Source organism: Halomonas sp. BMC6 (assembly GCF_964204995.1).
Classification (GTDB): Bacteria; Pseudomonadota; Gammaproteobacteria; order Pseudomonadales; family Halomonadaceae; genus Vreelandella.
On record NZ_CAXNSH010000001.1, the window covers coordinates 1,278,938 to 1,305,622 of the forward strand.

A 26,685-nucleotide genomic window follows, 5' to 3' on the forward strand; every position below is an offset into this window, starting at 1 on the left:
GCGCTCGGTATAGCGTTTAGTCGCGCAGTGCGCGGTCGCGGACTTTCACCACGGGCTCCATTAGGTAGTCCAGCACGCTGCGTTTGCCGCTGAGAATGTCGATTTCTGCCACCATCCCCGGCATGATATCCAAAGGCTGGTTATCGGCGTCGTAAAGATAGCCGTCGGTACGCACTTCCACGGGATACATCAGCTCGCCGCTTTCCGGCATTTCTACCGCGTCGGCGGCGATGGTCACCAGCTCGCCGTCCAAGCCTCCGTAACGGGCAAAGTCGTAGGCGGTCAGTTTTACTTTGACCGGCTGGCCGGGGTAGAGAAAGGCGATATCGGACGGGCGAATATGCGCTTCTACTACCAGGGCATCATCGGCAGGCACCACTTCCACCAGCGGCTCGCCAGAACCTGCCACGCCGCCCACCGTACTGATGTGTACTTGATTGACCACGCCGTCTACCGGCGAGCGAATCGTGGTGCGGGCGACTTGGTCCGCACGCCCCGGCAGGGTTTTTTGCAGCTCGGCGACTTGGGAGGTCGCTTCGGCCAGCTGGGCTAACGCATCGGCCTCGAAGGCGTTGCGTGCCGCCACCTTGCGATCTTCGATTTCCGCAATCGACGCCTCGGCGCGCGCCACGGCGCTCTGCTGACGGGCCACTTCACCCCGCAGCTCATTGAGCGATTGGCGCACCCGCAGTAGCGAGGTTTCCGGTTCGATGCCGCGCTGGGCCAGCGGTTGGATGATCGCTAGCTCCTGTTCGGCCAGCTGAACGCCTGAGCGGGCTGTGCTAAGGGCGGCTTCCAGCTCCGCTGTCTCTTGGCGTCGCTGGTAGCCCTGCTGCTCTAGCACCTGTAGCTCCGCATTCAGTTCTAATTGGCGGCCATGAAAGAGCCGCGTTTCGCTGGCGGCCACGCTGGGGGCTGCTTGGCTCAGGGCCTCATCCAGCGCCAGCGGCGTTTGGCTGATTTCGGCCTCTAAACGCTGGATACGCAGTTGTAACGAACGCAAGCGCTGGAGGCTCTCTTCGTAATCACCTCTAAGCGTGCCACCGCTGAGCACCATGAGCGTATCGCCTTGGGCCACCGTATCGCCCCGGCGCACGTTGATCTCCGTGACCACGCCGCCTTCCAAGCTTTCGACCACTTGCAGGCTGCGCGAAGGCACCACTTTGCCCTGGCCGCGGGTGACTTCATCCACTTCCGTGAGATAGGCCCAAACAAAGCCAATCAGCAGAAACGCGATGATCGTGAGCAGTAACAGGCTACTGCCGATGGGGCGCTTGGCACGTCCGTGACGTACGAAATGCTCAAAATCCAGTTGAGAAGTAGGACGGTTCACTGGGCAGTTCCTTCACGCGAGCGGTGGGGAGCGGCTTCCACAGGGCGCATGACCTGGGCTTTGGGGCCGTCGGCGACGATCTGGCCCTGGTCGAGAATCACCACGCGGTCCACCAGCTCCAGCAGGCTAGTGCGGTGGGTGACCACCACCAGCGTTTGCGTTGGGCTCGCGGCTTTCAGGCGCGCAATCACCTCTTTTTCGGTTTGGATATCCATGGCGCTGGTGGGCTCATCCATCAGCAGAATCGGCGGTGCGCCCAGCAGTGCGCGGGCCAGGCAGATCAACTGCCGTTGCCCGCCGGAGAGCCCCTCACCGCGCTCGCCAATCGGCATGTCGTAGCCTTTGGGGTGGCGGGCAATGAAGTCATGTGCTCCGGCAAGCTTGGCGGCGTTGAGAATCTGCTCATCGGTGGGGTGGTGGGCACCAATGGCAATGTTTTGCCGCACGGTGCCGGAGAAGAGCCAGGCTTCTTGCAGAACGCTGCCAATGTTGTGACGTAAATCCGCAGGGTCGATTTGTCGAAGGTCGGTATCATCGACCAGCACAGCGCCCTGTTCCGGTGGGTAAATGCCCAGCAGTAGGCGCGCCAGCGTACTCTTGCCGGAGCCGACGCGGCCAAGCAGGGCGACTTTCTCGCCGGGCTCGATGGTCAGGTTGATATTCGCCAGCGCTGCGGTAGTTTGCTCGGGGTAGCGAAAGCTCACGTCCTGCAGGCGCAGCTTGCCTTCCAGCGTGGGGCGGCTGAGGTAGTGGCGGCCTGCCGGGCGCTCGGAGGGCATGTTCATCAACTGGTCGAGCGCGCGGTAGGAGGTACGCGCTTGGTTGATGCGCGTCATGGTTTGCGCCAGCTGTGCCAGCGGCGCCAGCGCGCGCCCGGTGAGAATGACGCAGGCAATCATGGCCCCCATGGAGATGGTGCCATCGCCCACCAGAAAGACCCCGTACACCACGATGCTGACCTGGGCGGCCTGCTGGGCAAAGGCAGTGGCGTTGAGGGCGAACTGCTGAATCGCGCGCCCTTTACGCCCTACATTCGACTGCTGGTGAACGCTCTCTTCCCAGCGTTTACGAATCATCGGTGCCGCACCGCTGGCCTTGATGGTTTCCAAGCCAGCAACGGCCTCGATCAACACGCCCTGCTTGGAACGGCTCTCCTCAAAGGCTTGACCAGAAAGGCGTTTAAGAAACGGCTGAACGGCGATGCCAATCAGCAATACAAGGGGAACGGCGATCATGGGGATGATGGCCAGCGGCCCACCGATCAGATAAATCACGCCAATAAACAGCAGGATAAACGGCAGGTCGACAATGGCAACCAGCGACGCCGAGGCGAAGAAGTCGCGCAGTGTCTCAAACTCTCGGAGGGTATTGGCAAAGCCGCCGGTGGAGCCACGCTTCGCGCTCATTTGCAGGTTGAGCACGTGATCAAAAATACGCCGTCCCATGCGCAAATCTGCTTCCTGGCCAGCCCGCTCGATAAACAGCTGGCGCAGGGTTTTTACCGCAAAATCGAACAGCAGGGCGATACTCACACCGATGGTGAGTGCCACCAACGACTCTACCGCTTCGTTAGGCAGTACGCGGTCGTACACCACCATGATGAACAGCGACGTGGCCAGACCTAAAAGGTTGGTGAGCGCGGCGGCAATGATCACTTGGGTATACACCCAGCGATTCGAGGAGAGCGCGCTCCAGAACCAGTGGCCGCCTTGAATCGCTGGTTCACTATTTAAGCTGACCGGGCGGTAGCGGGCGCGTACGGCAATGAGGTGGCCGATATACGCCTCTTCCAGGGCGCTTACGTTGGTCTCCACCGGCTGTTTCCCCAAGGCCGGATCAAACAGCGCAAAGCGCTCCTCATCGATACGCTCGATAAGGACCACCGCGCGGCCATTTTTCAGCAGCGCCACCGCAGGCAGCAGCGAGTTACCCAGGGTGGCGAGGGTATGCTCGCCCAGTGCGGCGACCATGCCGTGGCGTTCGGCGGCATCAATGAAGCCGTCCGGGGTCAGCGGTGATTCGTTGCCTACCCGGTGAGCACGCACGGCAGCTTCAGAAACGGGCAGCGTTAGGTGGGCGGCCACGAAGGTCAAGCACTGCTCTAGGTTGTCGTGATGGGGGTTAGCGGCGTTCAAGGTGAATCTCCATCACATCCAGCAGTTCACCAGTGACCGCGAGCTGCTGGAAAGCGGCCTGTTCCCAGCGCACTCGGCGGTTAATCAGCTCCAGCGCGGTTTGAAATAGGTCGCGCTGAGCGTCGAGCAAGTCGTTGATGCTACTGCGGCCAACGGCAAACTGGTCGCGGTAGGCCAGCAGGGCTTCCTCTTCGGCGGCGAGCGTGGCGGTTTGCGCTTCCAGCTCCGCGCGTCGGGTGCGGGTATCGGTGTAGGCAGAGCGTACTTCGCGCTCTAGCTCGCGGCGCAGCGCCTGCTGCTCGTACTGGCTCTGCTGCTGGCGCTCGACCGCCTGGGCAACCCGCGAGGAGGTAGCACCGCCGCTGTAGGGGGTGTAGTCCACGTTAAAGAGCAGCGCGACGTCGTTGTCGGATTCGTTGAAATCGTTCACATCGAACTGGCGGCCCTCTACCGCCACGCTTAGGCTGGGAAGGCGGGCATTCCGGGTGGCCTGGGCCTCGGCGTCGCTGGCTTCACTGGTGAGCGTCTGGCTGCGCAGCGCGGCGTTTTGCGCCAGCGCTCTGTCTAGCAGGCGGTCTGCATTGGCATCGCTTAATAGCGCGGCACCCTGGGGCAGCGCCAGCACATCCGGCGTGGTGAAAAACGCTTCCTGATACACGTTGATCGCCCGGGCCAGCTCGCCTTCCAGTGTGACCAAGCGTGATTCGGCATCGCTCAAGCGGCTTTGCGCGCGCAGAACGTCGGCGCGTGAGCCTGCGCCTGCTTCACGGCGTAGGCTCACGTCTTCAAAAATACGCTGGTGCTGCTCAAGGTTATGCTCGGCCAATTGGCGCTGGGCGGTCAGACGAGCCACGTCTAGGTAAGCGTTCACCGCGTAGAGGACTTCTTCTTCAATGCTAGACTGGGACTGCCAAAACGCCGCTTCTGCGCTGAGGTCGGCGGCGCGTACGCGTTCGCTACTCGCGCCGAAATCCAGCAGTAGCTGGCTCAGCGTGACCACGGCATCGACGCGGGAGCCGCGGTCGGGCAGTGATTCAGTACGCTGGAGGTCGTTGCGGTACTCAAGGCCTGCATTCACCTGTGGACGGCGCACGGCGCGCACTTCGTCAATGCGCAGCACGGATTCCCGCTCCCGAGAGCGCTGAGCCAGAATGCCGGGCTGCTGCTCGATGGCTTGCTGAATTTTTTCACGTAACGCAACCAGTGCCACAGAGCTGCCCGTCGCCTCACTGGCTTGCCAGCGAAAGCGATCAAGGAGTTCTTTAAGCTCAGGCGAAAAAGCCGGGCCATCCAGAGAGGAAGCAGGCAAGGGGGCCATCTCGGCCAGCGGCTCCTCCAGCACGGGTTGAGCAATCAGTGGAGGGCTGACCAGCAGTAGGCCGAGTATGAGCGACCTGGTTACGTTCACATTCATTATCGTTCCTGAAGAGCATCGGTACTTAGCGCGTTTAGGTAGCGCTCGGCCAGTCATATTCGGCTTCGCTGCTCAGCGCTTCTTGCCATTGGGCAAGGGGATCTGAGGGCGGCACGGACGGTTCTGCCGTCGCCTTGCGTTGCTGATAGAGCTGCAAACGGCCAAGCTGCTGTTGCGATTGCAGCAGAGCGTACACCAAAGGGACGGCACCCAATTGCCAGAAAAGCCCTACTTGTTTGGCAGAAAGGGCCTGCCAAGCGCGCTCGTCGATTTGATACAGCGGTGTGCTGCCTTGATAACCGTGGGGCTGCCAGGGCGTCAGCAGTGCCGCCTTGGCCAACGCGTTAATACGCTTGGAAAGTCGCTGACAGCCTTGCTCACGCTGCTGTAGAAATGCCAGTACCTGGGCAGGAAAGCGGGCAAGCTCGCCGTGCTGGTTGAAAAAAGGCTCGGCATCCAGGCGTTCAACGACATAGGGCGAGTGCTGGTCAATACACAGCCTGCCAGGATAGTTAGAATGTAGCCCAAACGGGTGGCCGCGCAGCGCGGCAGGCACATAGGCTGCCCGCCAGCGCCCCTGGTCGTCTACCAGAAGGTTCTGGCCATCTTCCAGCCCCAGCAGCGCAACGGCCTGCCAACCTTCGGCGGTTTCCGTTAGCGCGATTGGAACATTCGCCGCCACATGGCGAAGCTCAGCGTCTGCCAGTGCGACCTGGGTAGTGGTTTGCGCGAAGTGGTAGGCAGTAAAACGCTGCCACATTAAACCGCCGTGGTGCTCTTGGCTGAGCGGCACCCACTGGGCAGCGTGGTTCATGGCGACAACCTTCTTTGATCGGGCGTGGAGAGGTAATGGTGAGGGCACCTTACCAAACGTAGCCCCTACCGTCAGCGGGTGATCAGTCTACGCATCGTGATGAGGCCAATGATGGGCCCAGGTAGCAACCACCCAATCACCCAAGGCCCTTGGCTTGCCCATAGCGCCGTGACCAGCGCGATGGAGGGAATCGTGAGGCCAAAGCCAATCGCATTCATCATGGCCAGCGCCGCGCCCAGCCGCTCGGGCGGCGCGCTGGCGGAGGCCAAGGCAGAGAATTGGGCCGAGTCGGCAATCACGCTCACGCCCCATAGGGCAAGCAGCGCCAGCAGTAGCCAGGGGGAGAGGCCGCCTAGCAGCGGATAAATAAGACACAGGGTGCCAGATACCGCCAACGCGATAAATGCGACCCGCGCGCTACCGATACGTCGGCTCCACCAGCCTGCCCATACGCAGCCGGGAAGCCCCAAGGCAATGACCGCAAAGCTTAGCCACGGCTGCAGGCCCGGGGCCGCGCCTAAGCGTTCCAGCTCTCTGGCGACCAAAAAAGGCACCAGCGCCCAGAGGGCGTAAAGCTCCCAGCAGTGGCCGAAGTAACCCAGCGCGGCGGCGCGGAAGTTCTTCTCTTTGAATGCGGCAAGCCCCGCCCAAGGTCGCCCGCCGTTGGCCTTGGCAGGCAGATGTGGCCCCACGCCTAGTTGGAAAATCATCAGCGCTGCCAGGAGAGCAAGGGCAGAGGCCAACAGCAGTGGCCACTGCCAAGGCAGGTGCAGGGTGAGCCCGCGCAGCAGGTGCGGCGAAGCAATGCCAAGGGTGAGCATACCCACCAACCAGCCAAGCGCCGAGCCTGCGTGGGTGGGTGTCCAGCTCACTACCAGCTTCATGCCCAGCGGATAAATGCCCGCCAGACAAAGCCCGACTAAAAAGCGTGCCATTGCCGCCAAGGTGACGCTATCTGCGACGCTAATAAAGGCCGCGTTGATCAGCGCGCCCAGTACAGCAGACATCGCAAACAGGTGGCTGGCGCGCACGCGGTCGGCCAAGCCAGTGGTCGCAATCAGCAGGGTGCCGGTAATAAACCCCGCCTGCACGGCGATGGTGAGCAGCCCGAGGTCGCTTTCGCTAAGGCCTACGGCTTCCTGCAGCGCTAAGCCGACACCGTTAACGCTAAACCAGAGCGAGGTGCCAAACAGCTGGGCAATCACGATGACCGCTAGCGGCGTGCGGGCTAGAAAGGTATGGGAAAGCATCGGCAATCTCATCCATTGAGTTGTTGTTATGGGGCTTGGGACGTTTAACGTGCAGAGCGCTATCCCAGCTTATGTGGCACGACCTCATGCCCAAGCGCCTTGTAGCGCTGCCAGCAGGCGCGTTTAGCGACCAGCACGTGTTGGTGTTGGTTGATGATCTCGGCAATCCGAGCGAAGTGCTCGATACCTTCGGGAATATCGGGGTGCAGGTTCAGCAGCGCCGTCTCTTCAGTGGGCACCGGTAGCTGCTGCCAGCCGAGTGTGATGGGCACAGTGTCAGCCAGCTCGCTATCTTCCAGTGCATGGGGCAGATAAGCATCATCGCGGAACTGCCATAGCGCTTCGTCGGCCTGTTCGGCCAGCGCTTTGTCTTCGCAGTGGAGGTGCAGTCGATACCCTTTGCGGTGAATCGTCTCGGCGAGCTTGCAGGCGAACTGTAAGCGCGCTTCTAGGGTGGTATCGGGCAGAATATAAAAATCGATGCGTGCCATCGGTGGCTCCAGCGGGGTCAACGCGCTTGGCAGCCTGGCCGCCACGGTGAGTGGCGGCCAGGTGTTGGGTAACGCTAGAGGGTCATACCAAGCGGGTCAGCCAGCCATATTTGTCTTCGCTGCGGCCATACTGAAGGTCGAGCAGGGTTTTGCGAATGCGCTTGGCCACTTCGTTATTGCCATCACCCTGAAGACGAATACGCTCGTTTTCCGTGACCAGTTCGCCAACCGGGGTAATCACGGCAGCCGTACCGCAGGCGAACACCTCGGTAATCTCGCCGGAGGCAGCACCTTCGCGCCACTCGTCGATGCTGATCGCGCGCTCTTCGGGGGTGAGGCCGGCGTCTTTGGCCAGAGTGAGGACAGAGTTGCGGGTCACGCCTTCCAAGATGGTGTCGGTCAGGCGCGGTGTGACGATGCGGCCATCTTTATAAACGAAGAACAGGTTCATGCCGCCCAGCTCTTCGATCCACTTGTTTTCAGCAGCGTCCAGGAAGGCGACCTGGCTGCAACCGTTGGCGGCGGCTTCTTTTTGGGCGGCCAGCGAGGCGGCGTAGTTGCCACCGCACTTGGCAAAACCGGTGCCGCCAGGGGCCGCGCGCTTGTAGTGTGAGGAGAGCCAGATAGAGACCGGCTCGATACCGCCTTTGAAGTAGGCCGCCGCTGGAGAGGCAATCACGTAGTAGTCCACTTCGTGAGCCGGGCGCACACCAAGGAAGGCTTCTGAGGCGATCATAAACGGGCGAAGGTAGAGGCTGCACTCGTCGGCGTCGCTGGCTGGGGTAGGTACCCAGGCGTGGTCTTGGGCCAGCAGTGCTTTCAGCGAGCCGATGAAGTCGTCATCGGAAAGCTCGGGCAGCGCTAGGCGGCGGGCGCTGCGGCGAAAACGCTCGGCGTTTTTCTCTGGGCGGAAGGTCCAGATAGAGCCATCGGCATGGCGGTATGCCTTGATGCCTTCGAAAATTTCCTGGCCGTAGTGCAGCACGGAGGCGGCAGGGTCGAGGGTGAGCGGGCCGTAGGGGCGTACTTGGTGGCCGTGCCAGTCGGCATCGACGGTCCAGCGCACGTGGGCCATATGGTCGGTGAAGTGTTTACCAAACCCTGGGTTTTGCAGGATGTTATCGCGGATCTCATCGGCCATCGGCTGATTGGACGGCAAAATTTCAAAACGCGATTCAAGTTGAGCATCTGAAGCTGTGGGCACGGCGTGTTCTCTCCGCTAGAGCCAAGCCCCGAAGGGCATCTATTAAGCGTATCGTATGGTTGGCGTGTGCCTGGACGCGCTGGCACACGCACATACGTTCAGGTTTAACGGTTGCGTTAACGAAAGGCAACCATTGGTGGCCGGTTTGTGAGGTTAGGTGTCGCCCTTTTCGACTTGGGCGTCGGCTTCACGGTCGAGTAGGTACTGGGTCAGCAGACCCACCGGGCGGCCGGTGGCGCCTTTTTGTTTGCCCGAATGCCAAGCGGTGCCGGCAATATCCAGGTGCGCCCAGGGGAAGTGGTCGGCAAAGCGTGATAGGAAGCAGGCAGCGGTAATCGTACCTGCCGGACGCCCACCGATGTTGGCCAAGTCGGCGAAGTTGGAGTCCAGCTGCTCCTGGTACTCATCCCATAGCGGCAGGTGCCACGCGCGGTCCCAGGCGGTTTCACCGGCATCCAGCAGATCAAGCGCTAGGTCATCGTCGTTGGAGAGCAGGCCGGTGGCGTGGTGACCAAGGGCAATAATGGCCGCGCCCGTCAACGTGGCGATATCGACCACGCTGGCAGGCGTGAAGCGCTCAGCGTAGGTAAGGGCGTCGCACAGCACCAAACGGCCCTCGGCATCGGTGTTGAGGACTTCCACCGTCAGGCCTTTGAGCGTTTTGATAATGTCGCCCGGCTTGGTGGCGGCACCATCAGGCATGTTCTCGGCGGCGGCAACGATAAACACGGCGTTGAGCTTGGGTTTGATGGCCAGCACGGCTTTGACGGTACCGAAGACGCTGGCCGCACCGCCCATATCGAACTTCATTTCATCCATGCCTTCGCCGGGCTTCAGCGAGATACCGCCCGTATCGAAGGTGATACCTTTGCCGACCAGGACATGGGGCGCCTCGTCGGGGTTGTCTGCACCCTGGTATTTCATCACGATGAGGCGTGTTGGCTCGACGCTGCCACGGCCCACTGACAGCAGTGAATGAGCGCCCAGGGCCTCTAGTGCCTCTTCGTCTAGAATCTCAACGTCGAGCGCGCCTTGGGAATCGCGCCCCAATGCTTCTGCCTGCTCGGCTAAGTAGCGCGGCGTGCATACGTTGCCCGGCAGGTTGCCGAGCGTGCGCGTAAAATTAATGCCCTGACCAATGGCGGTGCCGAGCGCGGCGCCTTGCTTGGCGAGCGGCGCATCGCCGGCATCGCTGACGATCAGCGTCAGTTTAGCCAAGCTAGGCGCTTTGGCCGGCGATGACTTGAAGTGATCGAATCGGTAAATCGCGCGTTCGGCGGCTTCTAGGGTCTTGCGTGCTTTCCAGACGGCGTCGCGATCGTCGAGCGGTACGTCAGTAAAGGTGGCGCTGGCTTCGTCCACGGGCAGTTTGACCAGGGCGGCCATGGCGGCATCGAGTGCCTTGATAAAGGCCGCTTCCTGGCATTTGTCGCGCTCACCCAACCCCACCAGCAGAATGCGGTCGGCTCCCAAGCCCGGTGCGAAAGGCACTAGCTGCGTGTTGCCCAACGCCGCGTCGAAGTCGCCGCGCTCCAGCAGCTGGCCGATCAAGCGCTCGCTGGCGTCGTCTAATTTGGCCACGGCGGGCAGTAAGTCGCTACCTTTATAGACAGGGAGAACGAGGCAAGCCGTTTCGGCTTTGGCGGGGTTCGCGGTCTGAACGGAAAATTCCATGACGTCTCCAACAAGACAAGCAACGAGTGATTCGGGATAATGCCCCGTTATTTAGTGTTTGCTACCAGTTTGATTAGTGTACCCAAGCCATGGACGCATTGCATGGTCACCTGCACCACTAGTCGGAGAGTGCGTTGATTCTATTTCGGTACTTAACTCGCGAAGTGTTACTGACGATGTCTGCCGTGGCAGGCATTCTGCTGCTGGTCATCATGGGCAGCCGCTTCATCCGCTACTTCTCGGATGCTGCCGAGGGGGACTTCCCGGTCACGATTTTAGGCAGCCTGATGCTGTTTCATCTGCCGGGCTTCATGGAGCTGATTCTGCCGCTGTCGTTTTTCCTCGGCATTCTGCTGGCGTATGGGCAGCTCTATATGAACAGTGAAATCACCGTGATGGTGGCTTGTGGCATGAGCCCAACGCGGCTCTTTCGCGTCACGCTGCTGCCCGCCACGGTGGTCGCGGTGCTGGTGGGGGTATGTAGTGTATGGTTGACTCCGGCCGGGGCGCTGCAAACCGAGGCGACGCTGGAGGAGCAACGCAGCCGTTTGGACGTGTCGGTGCTCGCCCCTGGCCGTTTCCAAGACTTCGGCGGTGGGCGGACGGCCTACATCACCGACTTCAGCAGTGACGGCACGGAAATGCAGGAAGTCCTGGTGCACGAGCAGCCCATGGCCGGCGCTGAGAAGACCCATAGCTACATCACACGGGCGGGTACGGGTTATCAGGAAACGAACGTCGACACCGGCAGTCGCTTTCTCGTTCTTGAAGATGGCGAGCGCTACGGTGTCACCCCCGGTCGCCAAGATGCCGAGCGCTTGACCTTCGAGCGCTACACGCTGCGGCTAGGGCTGAGCCGGGATCGTCAAGAGCTGGACTCCCTCGAATACGCCACCACCGCTGAGCTATGGCAAAACCCCGACCCGCGCGCCCAGGCGCAGTTCCAGTGGCGGGCAGGATTGCCGCTCATGGTCTTCATCTTGGCACTGTTGGCCCAGCCGCTTTCACGGGTAAACCCTCGCCAAGGACGCTTCGCCAAACTGCTACCCGCCGTGTTTCTCTACGTTGCCTATTTAAGTTTGCTGCTGGCCGCCGTCGATGCCATCGGGAGTGGTTCGCTCGCGGTGGCGTTGGGCGTGTGGCCGGTGCATGCGCTGTTCTTGGGGCTTGGCTTACTGCTGTTATGGCACTCGCAACGTAAGGGAATGCGCTAATGCTGATCGCAATGGATCAAATGGATCGCTATATCGCCCGTAACGTGCTGGCCGCCATCGTGGTGGTGCAGTTCGTGCTGCTGGGGCTGGATATCACCATTGCCTATATCGGAGATTTAGGGGATACCCAGGGCGACTACAGCGCGCTAGACGTGCTGCTCTACTTGGGGATGCGACTCCCCTGGCGCTTTTATCAGTACGCGCCGGTCGCGGTGCTGATTGGCGCGCTGATTGGTCTGGGCAGCATGGCCTCTAGCAACGAATTGACGGTGATGCGTGCTGCTGGCCGATCGCTGGCGCGCATTGTCTGGGGCGTGATGAAGCCCGTGCTGCTGGTTGTCGTTGTGGTGCTACTGGTGGCAGAGTTCGTCAGCCCACGGACCGAGCAGTACGCCGAAGCCTGGCGCTTAGAGCAGCGCCAAGGCGAGAGGGCCATGCTTACCACCCGCAGCGGCTGGCAGTTTGAAGGCAATAGCGTCTATCGCTTCGGCGCCATTCGGGCGGATAACGTCGTGCTGGATTTAACCCGCTACCGCTTCGACGAACGTCGCTTAGTCGAAGCCACCCATGCCAATCGTGCCCACTGGGAAGAGGGCGCATGGCTGCTCGAAGGGGTGACCACCACGCGCATTTTTGATAATCGCACCGAGTCGGCGTACCAGCCCAGTGCGGCTTGGGAAACGGCGCTCACACCGACCCAGCTGGAGCGTTTGCTGCGGGATATTGAAAGCCAAGCGCCTAGCGAGCTGTGGGCGTACGCCAACTTCCTCCAAAGCCAGAACCTACAGGCAGACCAACCGCTCCTCTATTTTTGGCAGAAGGTGTTGATGCCGCTCACCATGGGGTCGCTGGTGCTAATTGCCGCTTCGTTCGTGTTTGGTCCGCTGCGGTCAGTGGCGGCAGGCACGCGGGTCTTTTATGGCGTGGTCACCGGGCTGGTGTTCAAGTACGTACAGGATTTGCTCGCCCCGGCGTCCACCATCTTTGGCTTTTCCCCCGTTTGGGCGGTGCTGGTGCCGACCCTTGCCTGTGCCGCGGTAGGGATCTACTTCTTACGGCGAAATGGCTAAGCGCCGCGAAGACGCGAACCAGGAGACAAGAACAGTGACGACACGACGCTTTACTCAATTGGATGACGTGTGGCCCGCCGGGCTGGGCCGACGGTTGGGAGCTATGCTGTACGATGGCTTTTTGGTCACGGCCATCTGGATCGCCGTGACCGTGGCGCATTTGGCCTTTTTCCGCTTCGTGCTCGGCCAGCCCGCCGAGGAGATTGGCACTACGGCTTTCGATATCTGGAGCTTGCGGCTCATGCTGCTGTTTTTCGTCACGCTGTTTTTCGTGTACTCCTGGCGCCGGGGTGGCATGACGCTGGGTATGCAGGCGTGGCGGCTGCGGGTGCAAACCCTGGATGGCCACGCGATCACGCTGAAGCAGAGCCTGATTCGCTGCGCAACCGCGTGGCTCTCGCTGGCGGCGTTCGGTATTGGCTACTGGTGGGTACTGTTTGATGGGCAGCGCAGAAGCTGGCCTGACATCGCCTCCAAGACAGAGACCGTGGTGCTGCCGAAAAAATAATGGGGGAGCGGTGCCCACGGAAATAGCCCGCCGACCAACGGGTTATGCCATGTCTCAATGGCCTTAAGGCGAATCGATACTAAAGAACAACGTTTTCTACTTGAAAAGATGTATGCGAATCATTTACATTCACCTCATGATTTTTATGAGGTGTCGCCATGTACGTGTGTGTGTGCAAGGGAGTAACCGATCATCAGATTCGCCAGCAGGTTAGCGACGGAGCGCGCAGCTGGCGGGAAGTCCGCGAAGCCACTGGCTGCGGCACCCAGTGTGGCAAATGCGCCTGCTTCGCCAAATCCCTCACCCGCGAGGCCGTTCAGGCCGTACGCGCCGAGTCTGATATGAGTCTCGCTTACGCCGTATGACGCGAATCACTCTTGTTAGGCTTATCGTTAGCAAATAATTGATTTACTTGAATTTTTATCGCCATGGCTGATACTCTCAACACCGTTGGGAGTTAGCCTTTTATGGCCTATACTCCTTGATTAACGTAAGAGTACGGTGCAAAACAGTACTTTATAGGGCAATACGCTAAAAAAGGTGACGGCATGAAAGGCGATCCGAAAGTAATTCAGCATCTCAATATCGCGCTTGGCAACGAACTCGTGGCGATCAACCAGTACTTTTTACATGCCAAGATGTATAAAGACTGGGGCCTCAAAGTGCTAGCCAAGTGGGAGTACGATGAGTCCATCGAAGAGATGCAGCACGCTGACAAGCTCATCGAACGCATTCTGTTCTTGGAGGGCATCCCGAACCTTCAAGATCTCGGTAAGCTGCACATCGGTGAAAACGTCAAAGAGATGCTCGAGTGCGATCTCAAGATCGAGCATGACGGCCGTAACGACTACATCGAAGCCATCACTTATTGTGAAAGCGTCAAAGATTACGTGACGCGTGATCTGCTTCGCGATCTGCTGGCTGACGAAGAGGGCCACATCGATCATATCGAAACGCAGCTCAAACTGATCGATCAGGTGGGTATCCAGAACTACCTGCAAAAGCACATGGCACTGGCCACTGACGAAGAGTAAGTCAGCGATCCAGCCACGCGTCAACGCGCGAATAGAAACGGGCAGCCTCCAGAGGCTGCCCGTTTTGCGTTTCAGTGCAAAGTGTTGACCTGATATTTACCGATTGCTAGTAGCCAGCGTAGCGTCTTGATCCAGCGCACCAGGCACCGGCTCATCCACGCTAAAGGTGGCGCGGCTGAGGCGGCGCACGCGCTTCATGAAGAGCGCAATACAGACTAGCGTGCCAAGTGCCGCGACGATGTAGCTGGTTTGCAGCGGCAGGTTAAAGCCAATCGGCGCGTAAGCGAGGTAGGTGAAGGTCGCCATGGTCATAAATACCGCCGGAATCGAGGTGATCAGGTAGGGCTTGCGCGATAGCACCAGATACATCGTGCCGGTCCAGAGCGCAATCACGGCGGTGGTTTGGTTGGCCCAGGAGAAGTAGCGCCATAGCAGCGTGAAGTCCATATGGGTGAGCGCGTAGGACATCACGAACAGCGGCAGCGCAATCAAGATACGCTTGACGATGGGCTTTTGCTCTACTTTCAAATAGTCGGCAATGATCATCCGTGCGCTGCGGAAAGCGGTATCACCCGAGGTGATGGGCAGCACAATGACGCCCAGCACGGCTAACGTGCCGCCAACCGCGCCCAGCATCGTGGTGGACACTTCGCTCACGACAGCGGCCGGGCCGCCCGCTGCCAATACATCGGAAAGCGACTGTTCACCCTGGAACAGGCTCATGGCCGCCGCTGCCCAAATCATGGCGATCACACCCTCGGCGATCATCATGCCGTAGAAAATCTTGCGGCCGTTGGTTTCGTTTTCCGTCGTGCGCGAGATGATCGGCGTTTGGGTGGCGTGGAAGCCAGAAAGCGCACCGCAGGAGATGGTCAGGAACAGCAGCGGGAAGATCGGCGCGTTATCCGGGTGCATGTTCTGGAACGACAGCTCGGGAATAGGCGCGCCCGTCACGACCAAGCCAATGCCGATGCCAGCGGCGCTAAACAGTAGCAGCGCGCCGAAGTAGGGGTAAATACGTCCAATGACTTTATCGATCGGTAGCAGCGTGGCAATCAGGTAATAGGCAAAAATAGCCAGGATGATCAACGTGAGCGACAGCGACGTCATGTTGGCCAACAGGGCCGCCGGAGAAGTCACGAATACGGTACCGACCAACAGCAGCAGCAAGATCGCGAAGCCATTCACTACGTGCTTCATCGTTTTGCCCAGAAATTTACCCGCTAACTGGGGCAGGTGGGCGCCGTGGTTACGGATGGAGATCATGCCGGTCAGGTAGTCGTGAACCGCGCCTGCGAAAATACAGCCAATCACGATCCATACAAACGCCACCGGGCCATAGAGAGCGCCCAGGATAGGGCCAAAAATCGGCCCCACGCCGGCAATGTTGAGCAGCTGAATAAGCGAGTTGCGCGTGGTATTCATCGGCACGTAGTCGATGTCGTCGCGCATGCTGAACGCCGGTGTTTGTCGCTTGCGGTCCGCGACAAACACGCGCTCGACAAACTTGCCGTAGGTAAAGTAACCCACGACTAATAGCACTATCGAGAGAATGAACGTAATCATGTAAAGCACTCAACTGGTCAGGGAGGGTGTTAAGCGGACAGCCATACAGCAAGCCGCGCTTATTTAGCCGGGGTGAATGTACAGAGACGTGCCGATAAGTGCTTTACGACTTTAGTGGCCCGCGACGTTAGTCGCTGATCCGTCAGCAAAAAAATGGGCAGCCATGAGGCTGCCCGGTTTGAAACGGTGGCAAAAACAGCATCAATAGAGCATTAAGACGAGACAACGCCGCAGGCCATGCGGGCACCGCCACCGCCGAGGTGGGGCTCATCCGCGTAAGTATCGCCCCCGGCGTGAATCATGAGGCTGCGGCCCGGCATGTCTTCCATGCTAAGGCGCGGAGCCAGTACCGGCAGGTTGGCTTCGCCATCGTCATTGACAGTGAGCACGGGCAGGTCACCCAAGTGGCCGTCACCGTAGGGGCCTTGGTGGGTGCCCGCCTCTTCTGGGTCGTAGTGGCCACCGGCCGACAGCGCAGCGGTCATCTCTCCGCTGTCGTTGTCGGCAGGTTCGCAGCTAGCATTTTGGTGGACGTGAAAGCCGTAAACACCCGGCTCTAAACCGGTGAGTGAGGGAGTGAGCAGCACGCCGTGCTCGGTATGCTCAACGGCCACCGTGCCAATGGACTCCTCCACACCGTCGGCGCTGACCTTATGCATCTCGACATCCAGCGACTCGTTAGCGTGAACCGCCGTGGCCAACAGCATGCTCGCGGCAATACCGGTAAGGGGTAGTGAATAGCGCATCTTGGTTGCTCCTTTCCTGATCCATGGAAGCCCTAAAAAGGGGCGCTATTACAGCGTAGCTGCCCGCTGCTCAACCCGCCAACGTGAGCGTCTGGTCGCACACTTTCTCGATCAATGCCGGGTCGTGGCTGACCAGCATCACCGCGCAGGCCTGCTCCCGGGCCAGCTCCACCAGCAGGCCGAGCGTCTGCTGCTGGGTGACAGGGTCGAGCCGCGAGGTAGGCTCATCGGCAAATAGAAAGCGCGGCTTGAGCAGCAGCACGCGAAGAATGGCAAAGCGCTGCAGCTCACCACCGGAGATCTCACCCGGTCGACGGCTCAACAGCTGCTCGTTGAGGCCCAAGCGCTGCATCAAAGGGGCAATCGCGCGCTGCTCGAAGCGGTGGCGGCGCTGCAAATCCTCCAGCAGTTGGGTCAGGCTCCAGTGGGGTGAAAAAGCGGCGGGCGGATCTTGGTAGAGCTTTTGGCGGCCAAGCCTCGGCATCTCGCGAGAGACATCCACGCGGCCAGAGATGGGGCGTGTCACGCCGAGTAGAATATCGCCCAACGTGCTCTTGCCACAGCCGGAGGGGCCGACGACACCGACGATTTCGCCGGGGCGCACGCTGACGGAAAGGTCGCGAAACAGCTCGCGCCCGCCTCGCGCCATGCGCAGCGCATCCGCACTGATGACGGGTGCCTGGGCGCTGCCCGTGAAAGAGGGCGGGTCTGGCCAGCGGCTGGGCTCCGCCCCTAATAAGCGCTGAGCATACGCCGTTTGTGGCTGATCGAGCAGCACGTCCGCCGGGCCACGTTCAACGACCTGGCCCTGACGCAGGATGATGACGTCGCCCCCTAACCGCCTGGCGACCTCGATATCGTGGGTAATCGTCAGCAGTGCGCCGCCTCGGTTGGGCGTGTGGGCAAGCAGTTCGACCACTTCATCCCGACGCGGGGCATCCAGGCCCTTGGTCGGCTCATCGGCAATGACGATAGGCGCGCCCGCCGCGCTGGCGGCGGCAAACGCCACCCGCTGGGCCATGCCGCCGGAAAGCTCCCCCGGCAGCTTGTTCAGCGCCTGGGCTAAGCCCAAGCGGCTCAACTCCACGCTGGCGGCCTCGTTGGCGGCTGGTGTTGTTTTTCCCGCCACGAAGCGATGCGTTTCCGCGACTTGCGCCTGTGCGCGCATGGTGGGGTCGAGGGCATGCCAGGGCTCTTGAGGCAGCAGCGCCAGGGTTCGCCCCCATAGGGCGTGGCGGGTAGCGGGTTCTGCTGCCGCAAAGCGCTTTCCGGCGATTTCCAGCGCGCCTTGGGCGCTCAGTCCAGCAGGCAGGGTGCCCATAATGGCTTGGGCGATCAGGCTCTTACCGGAGCCGGTTTCGCCTAGTAGCGTGAGGCGCTGACCGGCTTCCAAGGTAAAGCTGATCGGGGCAATGGTGACGCCGTCCCCGCTGATCGCTAATTCGTTCACTTGTAGCAGCGTGGTGGTTAAGGTCATCGATGTCATCGCGGGTCCTTCCCAGCCAGGAGGTTTAAGCTCAGTACCACCACGAACAGAACGATGATCGGCTGTGCCATGGCCCAGGGGGCTTCGTGGTAGTAGGGCAGCAGTTCGATCATCATCAGGCCAAGCTCGGCGGTGGGTGGGCGCAATCCGACACTCACAAAGCCAAGCGCCGCCATAGCGAGAATGGCGCTGGCGGCGCCAAAGGCTGCTAAGGTGAATACCTGGGGGGCTAGCTCTGGCCACAAGTGGCGGCGGAACAGCATCACCGTGCCAAAGCCGAGAAGACGGCTCGCTTCGATTTGTGGCGAACTCACCAGCGCCTGGGTACGGGCACGCACCACGCGGAAGTACTCGATCCACAGCACCAGTGAAATACCCACATAGAGCGCCCAGAAATTGCCGGGCGCAATGGCCACCAGCAGAAGCACTAGCAGCAGGCCGGGCAGGGCTAGGCAAGCATCCGCGATGCTGCCCAGCACGCGGTCACACCAGCCGCCTCGCCAACCGGCCATGACACCCAACAGAACGCCAGGAATGGCGGCGGTGGCCACGCTCAGTAGCGCCATGCCCAGCGATAGCTGAATGGCTGACGCCAAGCGTGCCAGCATGCTGCGGCCCAAATGGTCGGTGCCGAAAGGCTCGGTCAGCGAAGGTGCCTGCAAAATACGTGTTAACTGCTGACGGGCAGGGTCGGCATCGCTTAACCAGGGCACCAGCCAGGCAAAGGCCAGTAGCAGCAGGAGTAAGCCCGCGCCCCACCACTGACGAACCGTGAGTGAAGTGAAGTAACGGCGCAAGGGTGATGACGCTGTACGCGACGCCGTGGAAGATGATGAGGAATCAGGCATCATGCGCGGCGTCTCCGTGGGTCGAGTAGGTAGCAGGTCATATCCACCGCCGTATTGAGCAGCACGAACAGCAGCCCCATCACCAGCGCGGTGCCCTGAATCATTGGCACATCTCGGGCCACGATGGCGTGAACCAGGGCGTGGCCGATGCCCGGCCAGGCAAACAGGGTTTCTACCACCACGACGCCTTCAATCAGGTAAACGAACTGCACGCCCAGGTACGCCACCACGGGTACCGAGGCGTTGCGCAGGCCGTGGCGCCAAAAGCTTTGCCGTGCGCTGAGGCCTTTGGTGTGAGAAAAGGCGTAGTAAGCGGAATGCGAAACGTCCGCCATGGCGTTGCGCGCCACGCGGCTGGAAACGGCAGCCAAACCCAGCGCTAACGTTAGCGCAGGCAGCAGGGTGTGTGCGGCACCGTCATGGCCTGCGGCGGGTAGCCAGCCCAGCGTGACCGCAAACAGCATGATCAGTAACAGCCCCACGGCAAAAGCGGGCAGGGCGCGCAGCACGCTGGCGGCCACTTCACTCACGCGATCCAATACGCCACCGGGTTTGCGCCCTGCGGCTAGGCCTAGTGGTGGGCCAATTAGCAGCGAGAGCAGTACCGCGATCACGGCCAGGCTGAGCGAGTGGCCTAGCTGGTGGGAAAGCTCCTGGATCACCGGGCGGCCGCTCACCAGCGAGCGGCCTAAATCCAGCTGCAGCAAGTCCCACAGCCAGCCTGCATACGCGCTCAGCCCCGGCTGGTCGAGCGCCAGCTCCGCCCGCACGGCTTCCGCCGCCGCTCCGTCTACCATGTCGTGACCATAGCGCCCGGCCGCAATGCGGTAGGCCATATCCCCCGGTAGGGTGCGGGTGAGAACGAAGGTCAGCGTGCCAACTAGCCACGCCACTAACCCCGCCTGAAAAAGCCGCGACAGCAGCAGGTGGCCAAGCCCTTGGTTTGCGCGTGAGATCACTCTGCCCACTCCAGTTGGTCAATGCGGTAGCTGCGCTCTAGCGGGTCGATAGAGAAGCCCTCCAACTGCTGGTTCACCGCCGCCGTCTGCTGATACCAGGCAATGGGAATGAGCGGCATTTCTTGATGCAGGCGTTCGGCCACGAGCGGCGCGAGATCCGTAAGCGTTTGCTCATCGGTGGCTTGGCGAAGGGTGTCGAGCCACTGAGCAACGTCTTCATCGCGCCAGTTCATGGTGCCCCAGTCGCCGCCCATGGCGTCTGGGTCGCTGCCAATATCGTCTAGCAGCGAGCCCAGCGGGTTCGGTACCAAGCCATAGTTGCGGCCCGATAGACCCACTTCCAGGCTGTCGTCGTGGTGGCCAGAGGGAATCTCGCTGGCGTTGGTCACAGCGACTTCCAGCGCCACGCCAATCTCCTGCCACTGGCTTTGCAGGGCGGTGGCCACTAGCGGAAGCTCGGGGCGGTCGGCGTAGGTGCGCAGGGTTAGCGCGAAAGGCTCGCCATCGCGCTCCAGCATGCCGTTGCTGCCCGTCTGCCAGCCGAGTTCTGCTAGCAGCACCTTGGCGCCCTCTACATCTTGGGCAGTGCTGGCCTCTAGGCCCAGGTGCCACGGCCCTAGGCTGACTGGAAAGAGTTCAGCCGCGGCAGCCTCTGGCGTGCGCAGCAGGCCGGCGGCAATGCCTTGCCGGTCAATCGCCATGCTCAGCGCTTGGCGGGCGCGGGCATCGTCCAGTAACGCGTGTCCGGCGTTGAGCTTCAGCATGATCGTTCGCGGCAGCGGTTCGCTATGCAGCGTTAAGCGGGCATTGCGGGAGAGCCGCGCTTGGCTGGCGGGGTCGAGGGTAAACACGATATCCGCATCGCCGCTCTCCGCCATTAACGCGCGGGTTTCGCCACGGCTCACGGCGAGATAGCTGGCGCTGGCAATGGCGGGCGCGCCGCCCCAGTAGTTATCAAACCGCGTCACGGTCAGGCGTTGGGGCGGGCTTAGCTCCTCGACTTGGTAAGGGCCGCTGCCGATCATCGCGACGACATCGCCCTGCGCATCGAACGCAGCTTCCGCGAGAATCAGCGCCGTCGAGTGGGCCAGCAGCGCAGGCAGCGCCGAGAAGGGGCTATCAAGCGCGATCACCACGTCACGACCATCCGCGCTCATGTGGCGAATGGGGGCGCTGTCGAGAATGCCGGGCTTGGCCAGCGCGGCTTCCAGGCTTGTCAGCACCGCGTCAGCCGTGACTGCACTGCCGTCATGGAACGTCGCGCCTTCGCGAAGGGTAAAGCGCCACGTCAAACCGTTATCCGATACCTGCCACTCAGTGGCAAGCCCCGGGGCAAGCTGGCCGTCGGCATCGGTGTCCACCAAGGTTTCCGCTACGCGCATACGGCCAAATACGTAGCCGGAGGTGGCTGGGTTGGCGCTCTTGATTTCCCAAGGGGCGACGATATCCAGCCGTTGGTCAGCCGCCCAAAGCGAAGAGGCGGTCGGCAAAGCAAGCAGTAGGGTAACCCCCGCAGCGAAGGCGCGCTTCATAAGGAACTCCTGATGGGTTTAAAAAGTTATTTTATAACGTAACGATTAGCTTGGGTAGGTTTGTGAATGTCATTCTCATTTACCCAGTGGATGACATTAGCGCTCCAAGTCGCGACAATAGCCCGCGATTCCACATCTCTGTTTTATGCCCCTTTTTCACGTTTCTGTTTCATGTCCAAATGCTCTGCCTATGTATCAAGGAGTTCCATGCAGCCACTCAACATCCTTTATCAGGATGAGCATCTTGTAGCGGTGCATAAGCCGTCAGGCCTGTTAGTGCACCGCTCAGCGCTGGCGCGTGGGGAAACCGAGTTCCTGCTTCAGCGCCTGCGCGACCAGCTCGGCAAGCGGGTCTACCCGGTGCACCGGCTGGATCGGCCTACCTCCGGCGTGATGGTGTTTGGTCTCTCCTCCGAGGCGGCCGCCCTGCTGAGCGAAGGGTTTAGCGAACGCCAGGTAGAGAAGCGCTACCTGGCGGTGGTGCGCGGCAAAGCGCCGGAGCAGGAGCGGTTGGATTACCCGTTACGGGAAGAGGACGGCACGCGCCCCAAGGCAGAAATGCCCGCCATGCCCGCGATGACCGATATTCGCCGCTTGGATAGCGTCGAGCTGCCGGTGCAGGTAGACCGCTACCCGGTGGCGCGCTATTCCCTGGTGGAAGCACGGCCGCTGACTGGGCGGCGACACCAAATTCGCCGCCACTTATCCCGCCGTGGCTACCCGATCATTGGCGACGCCAAGCATGGCAAAAGTGTCCACAACCGCTTTTTTGCCGAGCAGCTGGCCGCCCCGCGGCTGCTGCTTGCCGCGACCTATTTAGCGTTTGATCACCCGCTGCTGGATAAACGCATTCAGCTTAGCTGCGCCGTGGATGAGACGATGAAAAATCTGTTCGAGCAGTTTGGCTGGCAGGGGCATTTACCGCTAGATAGCGTGCGAACGCCGCCCATTGCCACGCCTTCTGCCCTGCAAGCACTGTGAGCCAGCCCATGTCATTGAATGAATCCACGACTTCCTCTAGCGATTATGACTTCCGCTTTGGCGGTATTCGACGCCTCTACGGCCAGCGTGCGGCGCAGGCATTTCGCCGTGCCCATGTGGTGGTGGTCGGGGTCGGCGGTGTGGGTAGCTGGACGGTCGAGGCGCTCGCCCGCTCGGGCATCGGCAAACTCACGCTGATCGATCTGGACGACGTGTGTGTCTCCAACGTTAACCGCCAGCTCCACGCGCTGGATGGCACGATTGGCCAGCCCAAAGTAGACGTGCTGGCCGAGCGCTGCCGCCTGATTGCCCCCGAGATCGAGATCATCGCGGATACCGCCTTCGTCACGTCCACCAACCTGGCCGAGCGCATTCCCGATGACGCTGACCATGTAGTGGATGCCATCGACAGCGTAATTGCCAAGGCCGCGCTAATCGCCTGGTGCAAGCGACGCAAAATCCCGATTACCGTCACCGGCGCAGCGGGCGGACAAACCGACCCCACGCGCATCCAAGTGGCGGACTTGACCCGCACCGAGCACGACCCACTGCTCTCTAAAGTGCGCTCAAGATTGCGCCGCGACTACGGCTTCTCCCGCAATCCCAAGCGGCGCTTCTCGGTGGAGTGCGTCTACTCCGACGAGCAGCTGGTCTACCCCAGTGCCGACGGCGAAGTGTGCCTGCAAAAGCCCGGCAGCAACGAGGCTACACGGCTCGACTGCGCCTCCGGCTTTGGCGCGGCGACCTTTCTCACCGGCACCTTTGGCTTCGTGGCCGCCTCCAAAGTGCTGGAGCGCCTCGCCAAGAAAGCGAATCAGCCCGCCGCCACTCAAGCTATTCAAGAGGAAAACGAATGACCACTCCCGTTCCCGGTATTTACCGCCACTACAAAGGCAGCCTGTACGAAGTGGTGGGCACCGCCCAGCACAGCGAAAGCGAAGAGCCGCTAGTGGTCTACCGCGCGCTCTACGGCGACTACGGCCTTTGGGTGCGCCCGCTAGCGATGTTCACGGAGAGCGTGACGAAAGAGGGGAAGACCCAACCGCGCTTTGCGTTAGAGAAGGCGTTTTAGCCCGTATCGATTGCGCCACTAGTGCTCTTATGGATTGCCGCCCCCTGTTGCCAGGGAGGCGGCATTTTTGTGGTGGTGATTGCTTATATTCCATAATTAGCTATCTTTATAACAATAGTTGTCGCATAAGCGGCAAGCAGACATACTCACGTATCTAGGAGATAAGCATGAAGACCTTCGCCCTATCTCAAAGCACCGGTGCGGGGTCACCCGACGTGGCGGGCTTTTTTGATCCGCGCACCTTCAGCGTTCAATACATCGTCAGCGACCCCGCTACCAAACAGTGCACGATTATTGATCCGGTGCTGGATTTCGACGAGAAATCCGGCGCAACGGCGACTTTCTGCGCTGATGCGTTGCTGAAATATATCAAGGAAGAGGGACTGACAGTGGCGTGGATTCTGGATACGCACCCCCACGCGGATCACTTTTCAGCAGCCCAGTACCTAAAAGAGAAGACCGGCGCGCCGACGGCGATTGGCCAGTACGTCACCCAAGTGCAGGCCCTGTGGAAGGAGATTTATCACTGGCCGGAGATGCCGACCGATGGCCGCCAGTGGGACACGCTGTTTGTGGAGGGCGATACGTTTGCCATTGGAGAACTCAGCGCCTGCGTGCTGCACTCGCCTGGTCATACGCTGGCCTCCATCACCTACGTCATCGGTGATGCCGCCTTAGTGCATGACACTCTGTTTCAGCCTGATTTTGGGACGGCGCGCGCCGATTTTCCCGGTGGGAATGCCAAGTCTCTATGGGACTCCATTCAGCAGATTCTCACGCTGCCGGACGATACGCGGCTGTTCACCGGCCACGACTATATGCCCGATGGCCGTGAGCCAACGTGGCAGAGCAGCGTCGATGAGCAGCGAGCCAACAACCCGCACTTGGTTGGCAAAAGCGAGGAGGCGTACATCGCCCTGCGCCACCAGCGGGATAGCGAGCTACCCATGCCCAAGCTGATTTTGCACGCGCTGCAGGTGAATACTCGCGGTGGCCGTTTACCGGAACCAGAAGCCAACGGCAAGCGCTATCTAAAAATCCCCCTGGATGCCCTGGAAGGTGCGGCCTGGGATTGAAGTTATCCAAACCAAGAGGAGGTGTGGTCATGCAAACGAAGCCATTGGAGCCAGGCGTTGAGATCACCTCAGCGCTGGCGGTGGATGAGTTGGAAGAGGTAAAAGCGCGTGGTTTCAACGCGGTGGTGTGTAACCGCATCGAGGGTGAGAGCGAAGACTTTCCCGACGAGGCGCGCTACCGCGAAAAAGCTGAGCAGCTTGGCCTTGCCTGGGTGCATATCCCCGTGAAGCCAGGCGAGTACAGCGAAGCTGACATCCACGCCTTTGCTGAAGCGCTCCAGCAGCTGCCGCGCCCGCTATTGGCATTTTGCCGCTCAGGTAAGCGGGCCACGCACCTGTGGGCCTACGCCAAGCGTCAGCACGAGCAGTGCGATTTGGCGGAACTGTTTGCGGCGGCTCATGCGGCAGGGGTTGACTTGGAAGATCAGCGCCATGGCCTTGAACGAAGCGCCCAATAAAAAGCGAAGACGCGTGAAACCCTAGTACGAAGGCCCCGTATCAGCAGATACCTATTTTGAGACTGCATCATGATCATTGAGCGCTGGGTGCCGCTAATCGGCTGGCTGCGAACGTATCATCGGGGCTTGCTCACGCGGGATGTGCTTGCCGCAGTCATCGTCACGCTGATGCTGGTGCCGCAAGCGCTGGCCTACGCCATGCTGGCAGGGTTGCCGCCGGAAATGGGGCTCTATGCCAGCATGCTGCCGCTGGTGCTGTACGCCATCTTTGGCACCAGTGCGAGTTTGGCGGTAGGGCCGGTGGCGGTGGCAGCACTGATGACGGCCTCGGCGCTGAGCAGTTTTGCCGCGCCGGGCAGCCCGGAATATCTCGGTGCGGCGCTGGTGCTGGCCGCGCTCTCTGGACTGATCCTTATCGCCATGGGCGTGCTTCGGCTGGGCTTTTTAGTCAACTTTCTCAGCCACCCGGTGATCTCCGGGTTTGTGACCGCCTCGGGGATTTTGATCGCGATCAGCCAGTTGAAGCACATTTTGGGGGTCGAAGCATCCGGCCATAACGTGGTGGAACTGCTGCGTGCGCTATTGGGTCAGTGGCAGCAGGTGAACGTCATTACGCTGCTGATTGGCCTTGGCGTTTGGGCGTATCTATGGGTGTGTCGCAAGCGCCTGAATGGTTGGCTGACCGAGCTGGGAATGCCTGCCAGTTGGGCAGGGTTAATGGTCAAAGCCGCGCCTATTTCGGCCGTGGTAGTGACTACGCTGTTGGCCTGGGGCTTCCAACTAGAGCAGCGCGGGGTCGATGTGGTGGGCTTTGTGCCCAGTGGCCTGCCTGCCATGACGCTGCCGAGTCTGGATCAATCGCTGTGGCTCGGCCTGCTCCCGGCGGCGCTGCTGATCAGCTTGGTAGGGTTTGTAGAGTCGGTGTCCGTGGCGCAGACCCTGGCCGCCAAGCGTCGTCAGCGTATCGACCCCAACCAAGAGCTGATTGCGCTCGGTATGGCGAATCTTGGCGCTGGCGTTAGCGGTGGCTCGCCGGTGTCGGGCGGTTTTTCGCGCTCGGTGGTCAATTTTGAAGCCGGGGCAGCAACGCCGCTGGCGGGGGCGTTTACCGCGCTTGGTATTGTGTTGGCCACGCTGCTACTCACCGACTTACTGGCCTTATTACCCACCGCCACGCTGGCCGCCACGATTATCGTGGCAGTGGGGACGTTGATTGATTTGCCTGCGGTAAAGCGAACCTGGCAATACTCCCGCAGCGACGGGGTGGCGATGGTCGCTACTTTGCTGCTGACCCTTCTGCACAGCGTGGAAGTGGGCATTATCAGCGGGGTGGTGCTCTCGCTGGGGCTACACCTTTACCGCACCAGCCAGCCCCATAGTGCGGTGGTAGGGCGGGTGCCGGGCACCGAGCATTTTCGTAACGTGAAGCGCCATCAGGTCGAAACCGACGAGCATGTCGCCATGCTGCGCATCGATGAAAGCCTCTATTTTGCCAACGCCCGCTATCTCGAAGATACCGTCATGGCGCTGGCCGCCCGCTCGCCGTCGATCAAGCACATTGTGCTCACCTGTCAGGCAGTGAATGTCATCGATGCTTCGGCCCTGGAGAGCCTGGAGGCGATCAACGGTCGGCTGAAAGACGCCGGTGCCATGCTTCACTTGGCCGAAGTGAAAGGGCCGGTGATGGATCGCCTAACGCACACGGCGTTCTACCACGAGCTCACCGGCCAAGTGTTCTTTACCACCTATGACGCTTGGCAAGCGTTGGCGCATCCGAGGTTGGATAGTGCGGTATCGGTTTGACAAAATGTGCCGCACAC

Annotated in this window: 25 protein-coding genes; 11 read left to right on the plus strand and 14 right to left on the minus strand. The window is 60.7% G+C overall.

Translation table 11 applies throughout. From position 1 onward, the window contains the following. Positions 1 to 16: 16 nt before the first annotated feature. From AB6K10_RS06120 to AB6K10_RS06155, 8 genes are all read right to left on the minus strand, one after another. A complete protein-coding gene (locus AB6K10_RS06120; RefSeq protein WP_159341087.1) occupies positions 17 to 1,333 on the minus strand; it encodes an HlyD family type I secretion periplasmic adaptor subunit in 1,317 nt (438 codons plus the stop codon). Then, positions 1,330 to 3,468, minus strand: coding sequence for a type I secretion system permease/ATPase (locus tag AB6K10_RS06125; RefSeq protein WP_339118183.1), 2,139 nt, complete (start codon positions 3,466 to 3,468; stop codon positions 1,330 to 1,332). The genes AB6K10_RS06120 and AB6K10_RS06125 overlap by 4 nt, the downstream gene beginning before the upstream one ends. Further along, positions 3,455 to 4,876 (minus strand): TolC family protein, encoded by a 1,422-nt coding sequence (locus tag AB6K10_RS06130; RefSeq protein WP_339118184.1) that lies wholly within the window; start codon positions 4,874 to 4,876, stop codon positions 3,455 to 3,457. Before AB6K10_RS06130 ends, AB6K10_RS06125 begins: the two co-directional genes overlap by 14 nt. A 40-nt stretch (positions 4,877 to 4,916) precedes the next feature. After that, positions 4,917 to 5,696 carry a SapC family protein gene (locus tag AB6K10_RS06135; protein ID WP_159341093.1) on the minus strand — a complete coding sequence of 260 codons (780 nt, stop codon included), beginning with the start codon at positions 5,694 to 5,696 and terminating at the stop codon, positions 4,917 to 4,919. A gap of 71 nt (positions 5,697 to 5,767) precedes the next feature. After that, a complete protein-coding gene (locus AB6K10_RS06140) occupies positions 5,768 to 6,946 on the minus strand; it encodes an MFS transporter (protein ID WP_159341095.1) in 1,179 nt (392 codons plus the stop codon). Between the two features lie 59 nt (positions 6,947 to 7,005). Beyond that, positions 7,006 to 7,437, minus strand: coding sequence for a DNA polymerase III subunit chi (locus AB6K10_RS06145; RefSeq protein ID WP_159341096.1), 432 nt, complete (start codon positions 7,435 to 7,437; stop codon positions 7,006 to 7,008). An 82-nt stretch (positions 7,438 to 7,519) separates the two neighbouring features. After that, the gene (locus AB6K10_RS06150; protein WP_159341098.1) at positions 7,520 to 8,641 is read right to left on the minus strand and encodes a branched-chain amino acid aminotransferase; all 1,122 of its coding nucleotides are present in this window, start codon (positions 8,639 to 8,641) and stop codon (positions 7,520 to 7,522) included. Between the two features lie 153 nt (positions 8,642 to 8,794). Beyond that, the gene (locus tag AB6K10_RS06155) at positions 8,795 to 10,315 is read right to left on the minus strand and encodes a leucyl aminopeptidase (protein WP_339118185.1); all 1,521 of its coding nucleotides are present in this window, start codon (positions 10,313 to 10,315) and stop codon (positions 8,795 to 8,797) included. A 134-nt stretch (positions 10,316 to 10,449) separates the two neighbouring features. Here AB6K10_RS06155 and lptF point away from each other — a divergent pair, with 134 nt between their 5' ends. The 5 genes from lptF (at position 10,450) to bfr (ending at position 14,141) form a co-directional block, all read left to right on the plus strand. Further along, a complete protein-coding gene (lptF, locus tag AB6K10_RS06160; RefSeq protein ID WP_159341102.1) occupies positions 10,450 to 11,529 on the plus strand; it encodes an LPS export ABC transporter permease LptF in 1,080 nt (359 codons plus the stop codon). A 5-nt stretch (positions 11,530 to 11,534) separates the two neighbouring features. After that, complete coding sequence (gene lptG, locus AB6K10_RS06165; protein WP_339119599.1) at positions 11,535 to 12,599, plus strand: LPS export ABC transporter permease LptG; 1,065 nt, start codon at positions 11,535 to 11,537, stop codon at positions 12,597 to 12,599. Between the two features lie 34 nt (positions 12,600 to 12,633). Continuing rightward, positions 12,634 to 13,107 carry an RDD family protein gene (locus AB6K10_RS06170; RefSeq protein ID WP_254436445.1) on the plus strand — a complete coding sequence of 158 codons (474 nt, stop codon included), beginning with the start codon at positions 12,634 to 12,636 and terminating at the stop codon, positions 13,105 to 13,107. 158 nt (positions 13,108 to 13,265) lie between these two features. After that, the gene (locus AB6K10_RS06175; RefSeq protein ID WP_159341106.1) at positions 13,266 to 13,472 is read left to right on the plus strand and encodes a (2Fe-2S)-binding protein; all 207 of its coding nucleotides are present in this window, start codon (positions 13,266 to 13,268) and stop codon (positions 13,470 to 13,472) included. A 183-nt stretch (positions 13,473 to 13,655) separates the two neighbouring features. Further along, entirely contained in the window at positions 13,656 to 14,141 is a 486-nt protein-coding gene (bfr, locus tag AB6K10_RS06180; RefSeq protein ID WP_159341108.1) for a bacterioferritin, read from the plus strand. Between the two features lie 96 nt (positions 14,142 to 14,237). Here the strand turns inward: bfr and AB6K10_RS06185 are convergent, their stop codons facing one another. From AB6K10_RS06185 to AB6K10_RS06210, 6 genes are all read right to left on the minus strand, one after another. Beyond that, positions 14,238 to 15,707, minus strand: coding sequence for a carbon starvation protein A (locus tag AB6K10_RS06185; RefSeq protein WP_159341110.1), 1,470 nt, complete (start codon positions 15,705 to 15,707; stop codon positions 14,238 to 14,240). A 212-nt stretch (positions 15,708 to 15,919) separates the two neighbouring features. After that, the gene (sodC, locus tag AB6K10_RS06190) at positions 15,920 to 16,453 is read right to left on the minus strand and encodes a superoxide dismutase family protein (protein WP_159341112.1); all 534 of its coding nucleotides are present in this window, start codon (positions 16,451 to 16,453) and stop codon (positions 15,920 to 15,922) included. Between the two features lie 70 nt (positions 16,454 to 16,523). Beyond that, complete coding sequence (locus AB6K10_RS06195) at positions 16,524 to 17,939, minus strand: ATP-binding cassette domain-containing protein (protein ID WP_339118186.1); 1,416 nt, start codon at positions 17,937 to 17,939, stop codon at positions 16,524 to 16,526. Next, positions 17,936 to 18,790 carry an ABC transporter permease gene (locus AB6K10_RS06200; protein ID WP_339118187.1) on the minus strand — a complete coding sequence of 285 codons (855 nt, stop codon included), beginning with the start codon at positions 18,788 to 18,790 and terminating at the stop codon, positions 17,936 to 17,938. The genes AB6K10_RS06195 and AB6K10_RS06200 overlap by 4 nt, the downstream gene beginning before the upstream one ends. Next, complete coding sequence (locus AB6K10_RS06205; RefSeq protein WP_339118188.1) at positions 18,787 to 19,746, minus strand: ABC transporter permease; 960 nt, start codon at positions 19,744 to 19,746, stop codon at positions 18,787 to 18,789. Before AB6K10_RS06205 ends, AB6K10_RS06200 begins: the two co-directional genes overlap by 4 nt. After that, entirely contained in the window at positions 19,743 to 21,278 is a 1,536-nt protein-coding gene (locus tag AB6K10_RS06210) for an ABC transporter substrate-binding protein (protein ID WP_339118189.1), read from the minus strand. Before AB6K10_RS06210 ends, AB6K10_RS06205 begins: the two co-directional genes overlap by 4 nt. Positions 21,279 to 21,485: 207 nt before the next feature. On the opposite strand from AB6K10_RS06210, the gene AB6K10_RS06215 reads away from it, so the two are divergent. From AB6K10_RS06215 to AB6K10_RS06240, 6 genes are all read left to right on the plus strand, one after another. Then, positions 21,486 to 22,259: a pseudouridine synthase gene (locus AB6K10_RS06215; RefSeq protein ID WP_159341120.1), complete on the plus strand. Its 774-nt coding sequence runs from the start codon at positions 21,486 to 21,488 to the stop codon at positions 22,257 to 22,259. A gap of 8 nt (positions 22,260 to 22,267) precedes the next feature. Next, entirely contained in the window at positions 22,268 to 23,116 is an 849-nt protein-coding gene (gene tcdA, locus AB6K10_RS06220; protein ID WP_339118190.1) for a tRNA cyclic N6-threonylcarbamoyladenosine(37) synthase TcdA, read from the plus strand. Next, entirely contained in the window at positions 23,113 to 23,331 is a 219-nt protein-coding gene (locus tag AB6K10_RS06225) for a DUF1653 domain-containing protein (protein WP_339118191.1), read from the plus strand. Before tcdA ends, AB6K10_RS06225 begins: the two co-directional genes overlap by 4 nt. Before the next feature lie 167 nt (positions 23,332 to 23,498). Next, entirely contained in the window at positions 23,499 to 24,407 is a 909-nt protein-coding gene (locus tag AB6K10_RS06230; protein ID WP_339118192.1) for an MBL fold metallo-hydrolase, read from the plus strand. A gap of 29 nt (positions 24,408 to 24,436) precedes the next feature. Continuing rightward, positions 24,437 to 24,865 (plus strand): TIGR01244 family sulfur transferase, encoded by a 429-nt coding sequence (locus AB6K10_RS06235; RefSeq protein WP_339118193.1) that lies wholly within the window; start codon positions 24,437 to 24,439, stop codon positions 24,863 to 24,865. A gap of 69 nt (positions 24,866 to 24,934) precedes the next feature. Next, positions 24,935 to 26,668, plus strand: a complete 1,734-nt coding sequence (locus AB6K10_RS06240; RefSeq protein WP_339118194.1) for a sulfate permease — start codon at positions 24,935 to 24,937, stop codon at positions 26,666 to 26,668. Positions 26,669 to 26,685 lie beyond the last annotated feature (17 nt).

What these genes read in the sequence shown, in the direction of transcription:
- AB6K10_RS06135 (WP_159341093.1), bottom strand. Translation starts at nt 5,696, where the DNA reads ATGAACCACGCTGCCCAGTGGGTGCCGCTCAGCCAAGAGCACCACGGC.
- AB6K10_RS06140 (WP_159341095.1), bottom strand. Translation starts at nt 6,946, where the DNA reads ATGCTTTCCCATACCTTTCTAGCCCGCACGCCGCTAGCGGTCATCGTG.
- AB6K10_RS06145 (WP_159341096.1), bottom strand. Translation starts at nt 7,437, where the DNA reads ATGGCACGCATCGATTTTTATATTCTGCCCGATACCACCCTAGAAGCG.
- AB6K10_RS06155 (WP_339118185.1), bottom strand. Translation starts at nt 10,315, where the DNA reads ATGGAATTTTCCGTTCAGACCGCGAACCCCGCCAAAGCCGAAACGGCT.
- AB6K10_RS06175 (WP_159341106.1), top strand. Translation starts at nt 13,266, where the DNA reads ATGTACGTGTGTGTGTGCAAGGGAGTAACCGATCATCAGATTCGCCAG.
- bfr (WP_159341108.1), top strand. Translation starts at nt 13,656, where the DNA reads ATGAAAGGCGATCCGAAAGTAATTCAGCATCTCAATATCGCGCTTGGC.
- AB6K10_RS06185 (WP_159341110.1), bottom strand. Translation starts at nt 15,707, where the DNA reads ATGATTACGTTCATTCTCTCGATAGTGCTATTAGTCGTGGGTTACTTT.
- sodC (WP_159341112.1), bottom strand. Translation starts at nt 16,453, where the DNA reads ATGCGCTATTCACTACCCCTTACCGGTATTGCCGCGAGCATGCTGTTG.
- AB6K10_RS06195 (WP_339118186.1), bottom strand. Translation starts at nt 17,939, where the DNA reads ATGACATCGATGACCTTAACCACCACGCTGCTACAAGTGAACGAATTA.
- AB6K10_RS06200 (WP_339118187.1), bottom strand. Translation starts at nt 18,790, where the DNA reads ATGATGCCTGATTCCTCATCATCTTCCACGGCGTCGCGTACAGCGTCA.
- AB6K10_RS06210 (WP_339118189.1), bottom strand. Translation starts at nt 21,278, where the DNA reads ATGAAGCGCGCCTTCGCTGCGGGGGTTACCCTACTGCTTGCTTTGCCG.
- AB6K10_RS06215 (WP_159341120.1), top strand. Translation starts at nt 21,486, where the DNA reads ATGCAGCCACTCAACATCCTTTATCAGGATGAGCATCTTGTAGCGGTG.
- tcdA (WP_339118190.1), top strand. Translation starts at nt 22,268, where the DNA reads ATGTCATTGAATGAATCCACGACTTCCTCTAGCGATTATGACTTCCGC.
- AB6K10_RS06225 (WP_339118191.1), top strand. Translation starts at nt 23,113, where the DNA reads ATGACCACTCCCGTTCCCGGTATTTACCGCCACTACAAAGGCAGCCTG.
- AB6K10_RS06230 (WP_339118192.1), top strand. Translation starts at nt 23,499, where the DNA reads ATGAAGACCTTCGCCCTATCTCAAAGCACCGGTGCGGGGTCACCCGAC.
- AB6K10_RS06235 (WP_339118193.1), top strand. Translation starts at nt 24,437, where the DNA reads ATGCAAACGAAGCCATTGGAGCCAGGCGTTGAGATCACCTCAGCGCTG.
- AB6K10_RS06240 (WP_339118194.1), top strand. Translation starts at nt 24,935, where the DNA reads ATGATCATTGAGCGCTGGGTGCCGCTAATCGGCTGGCTGCGAACGTAT.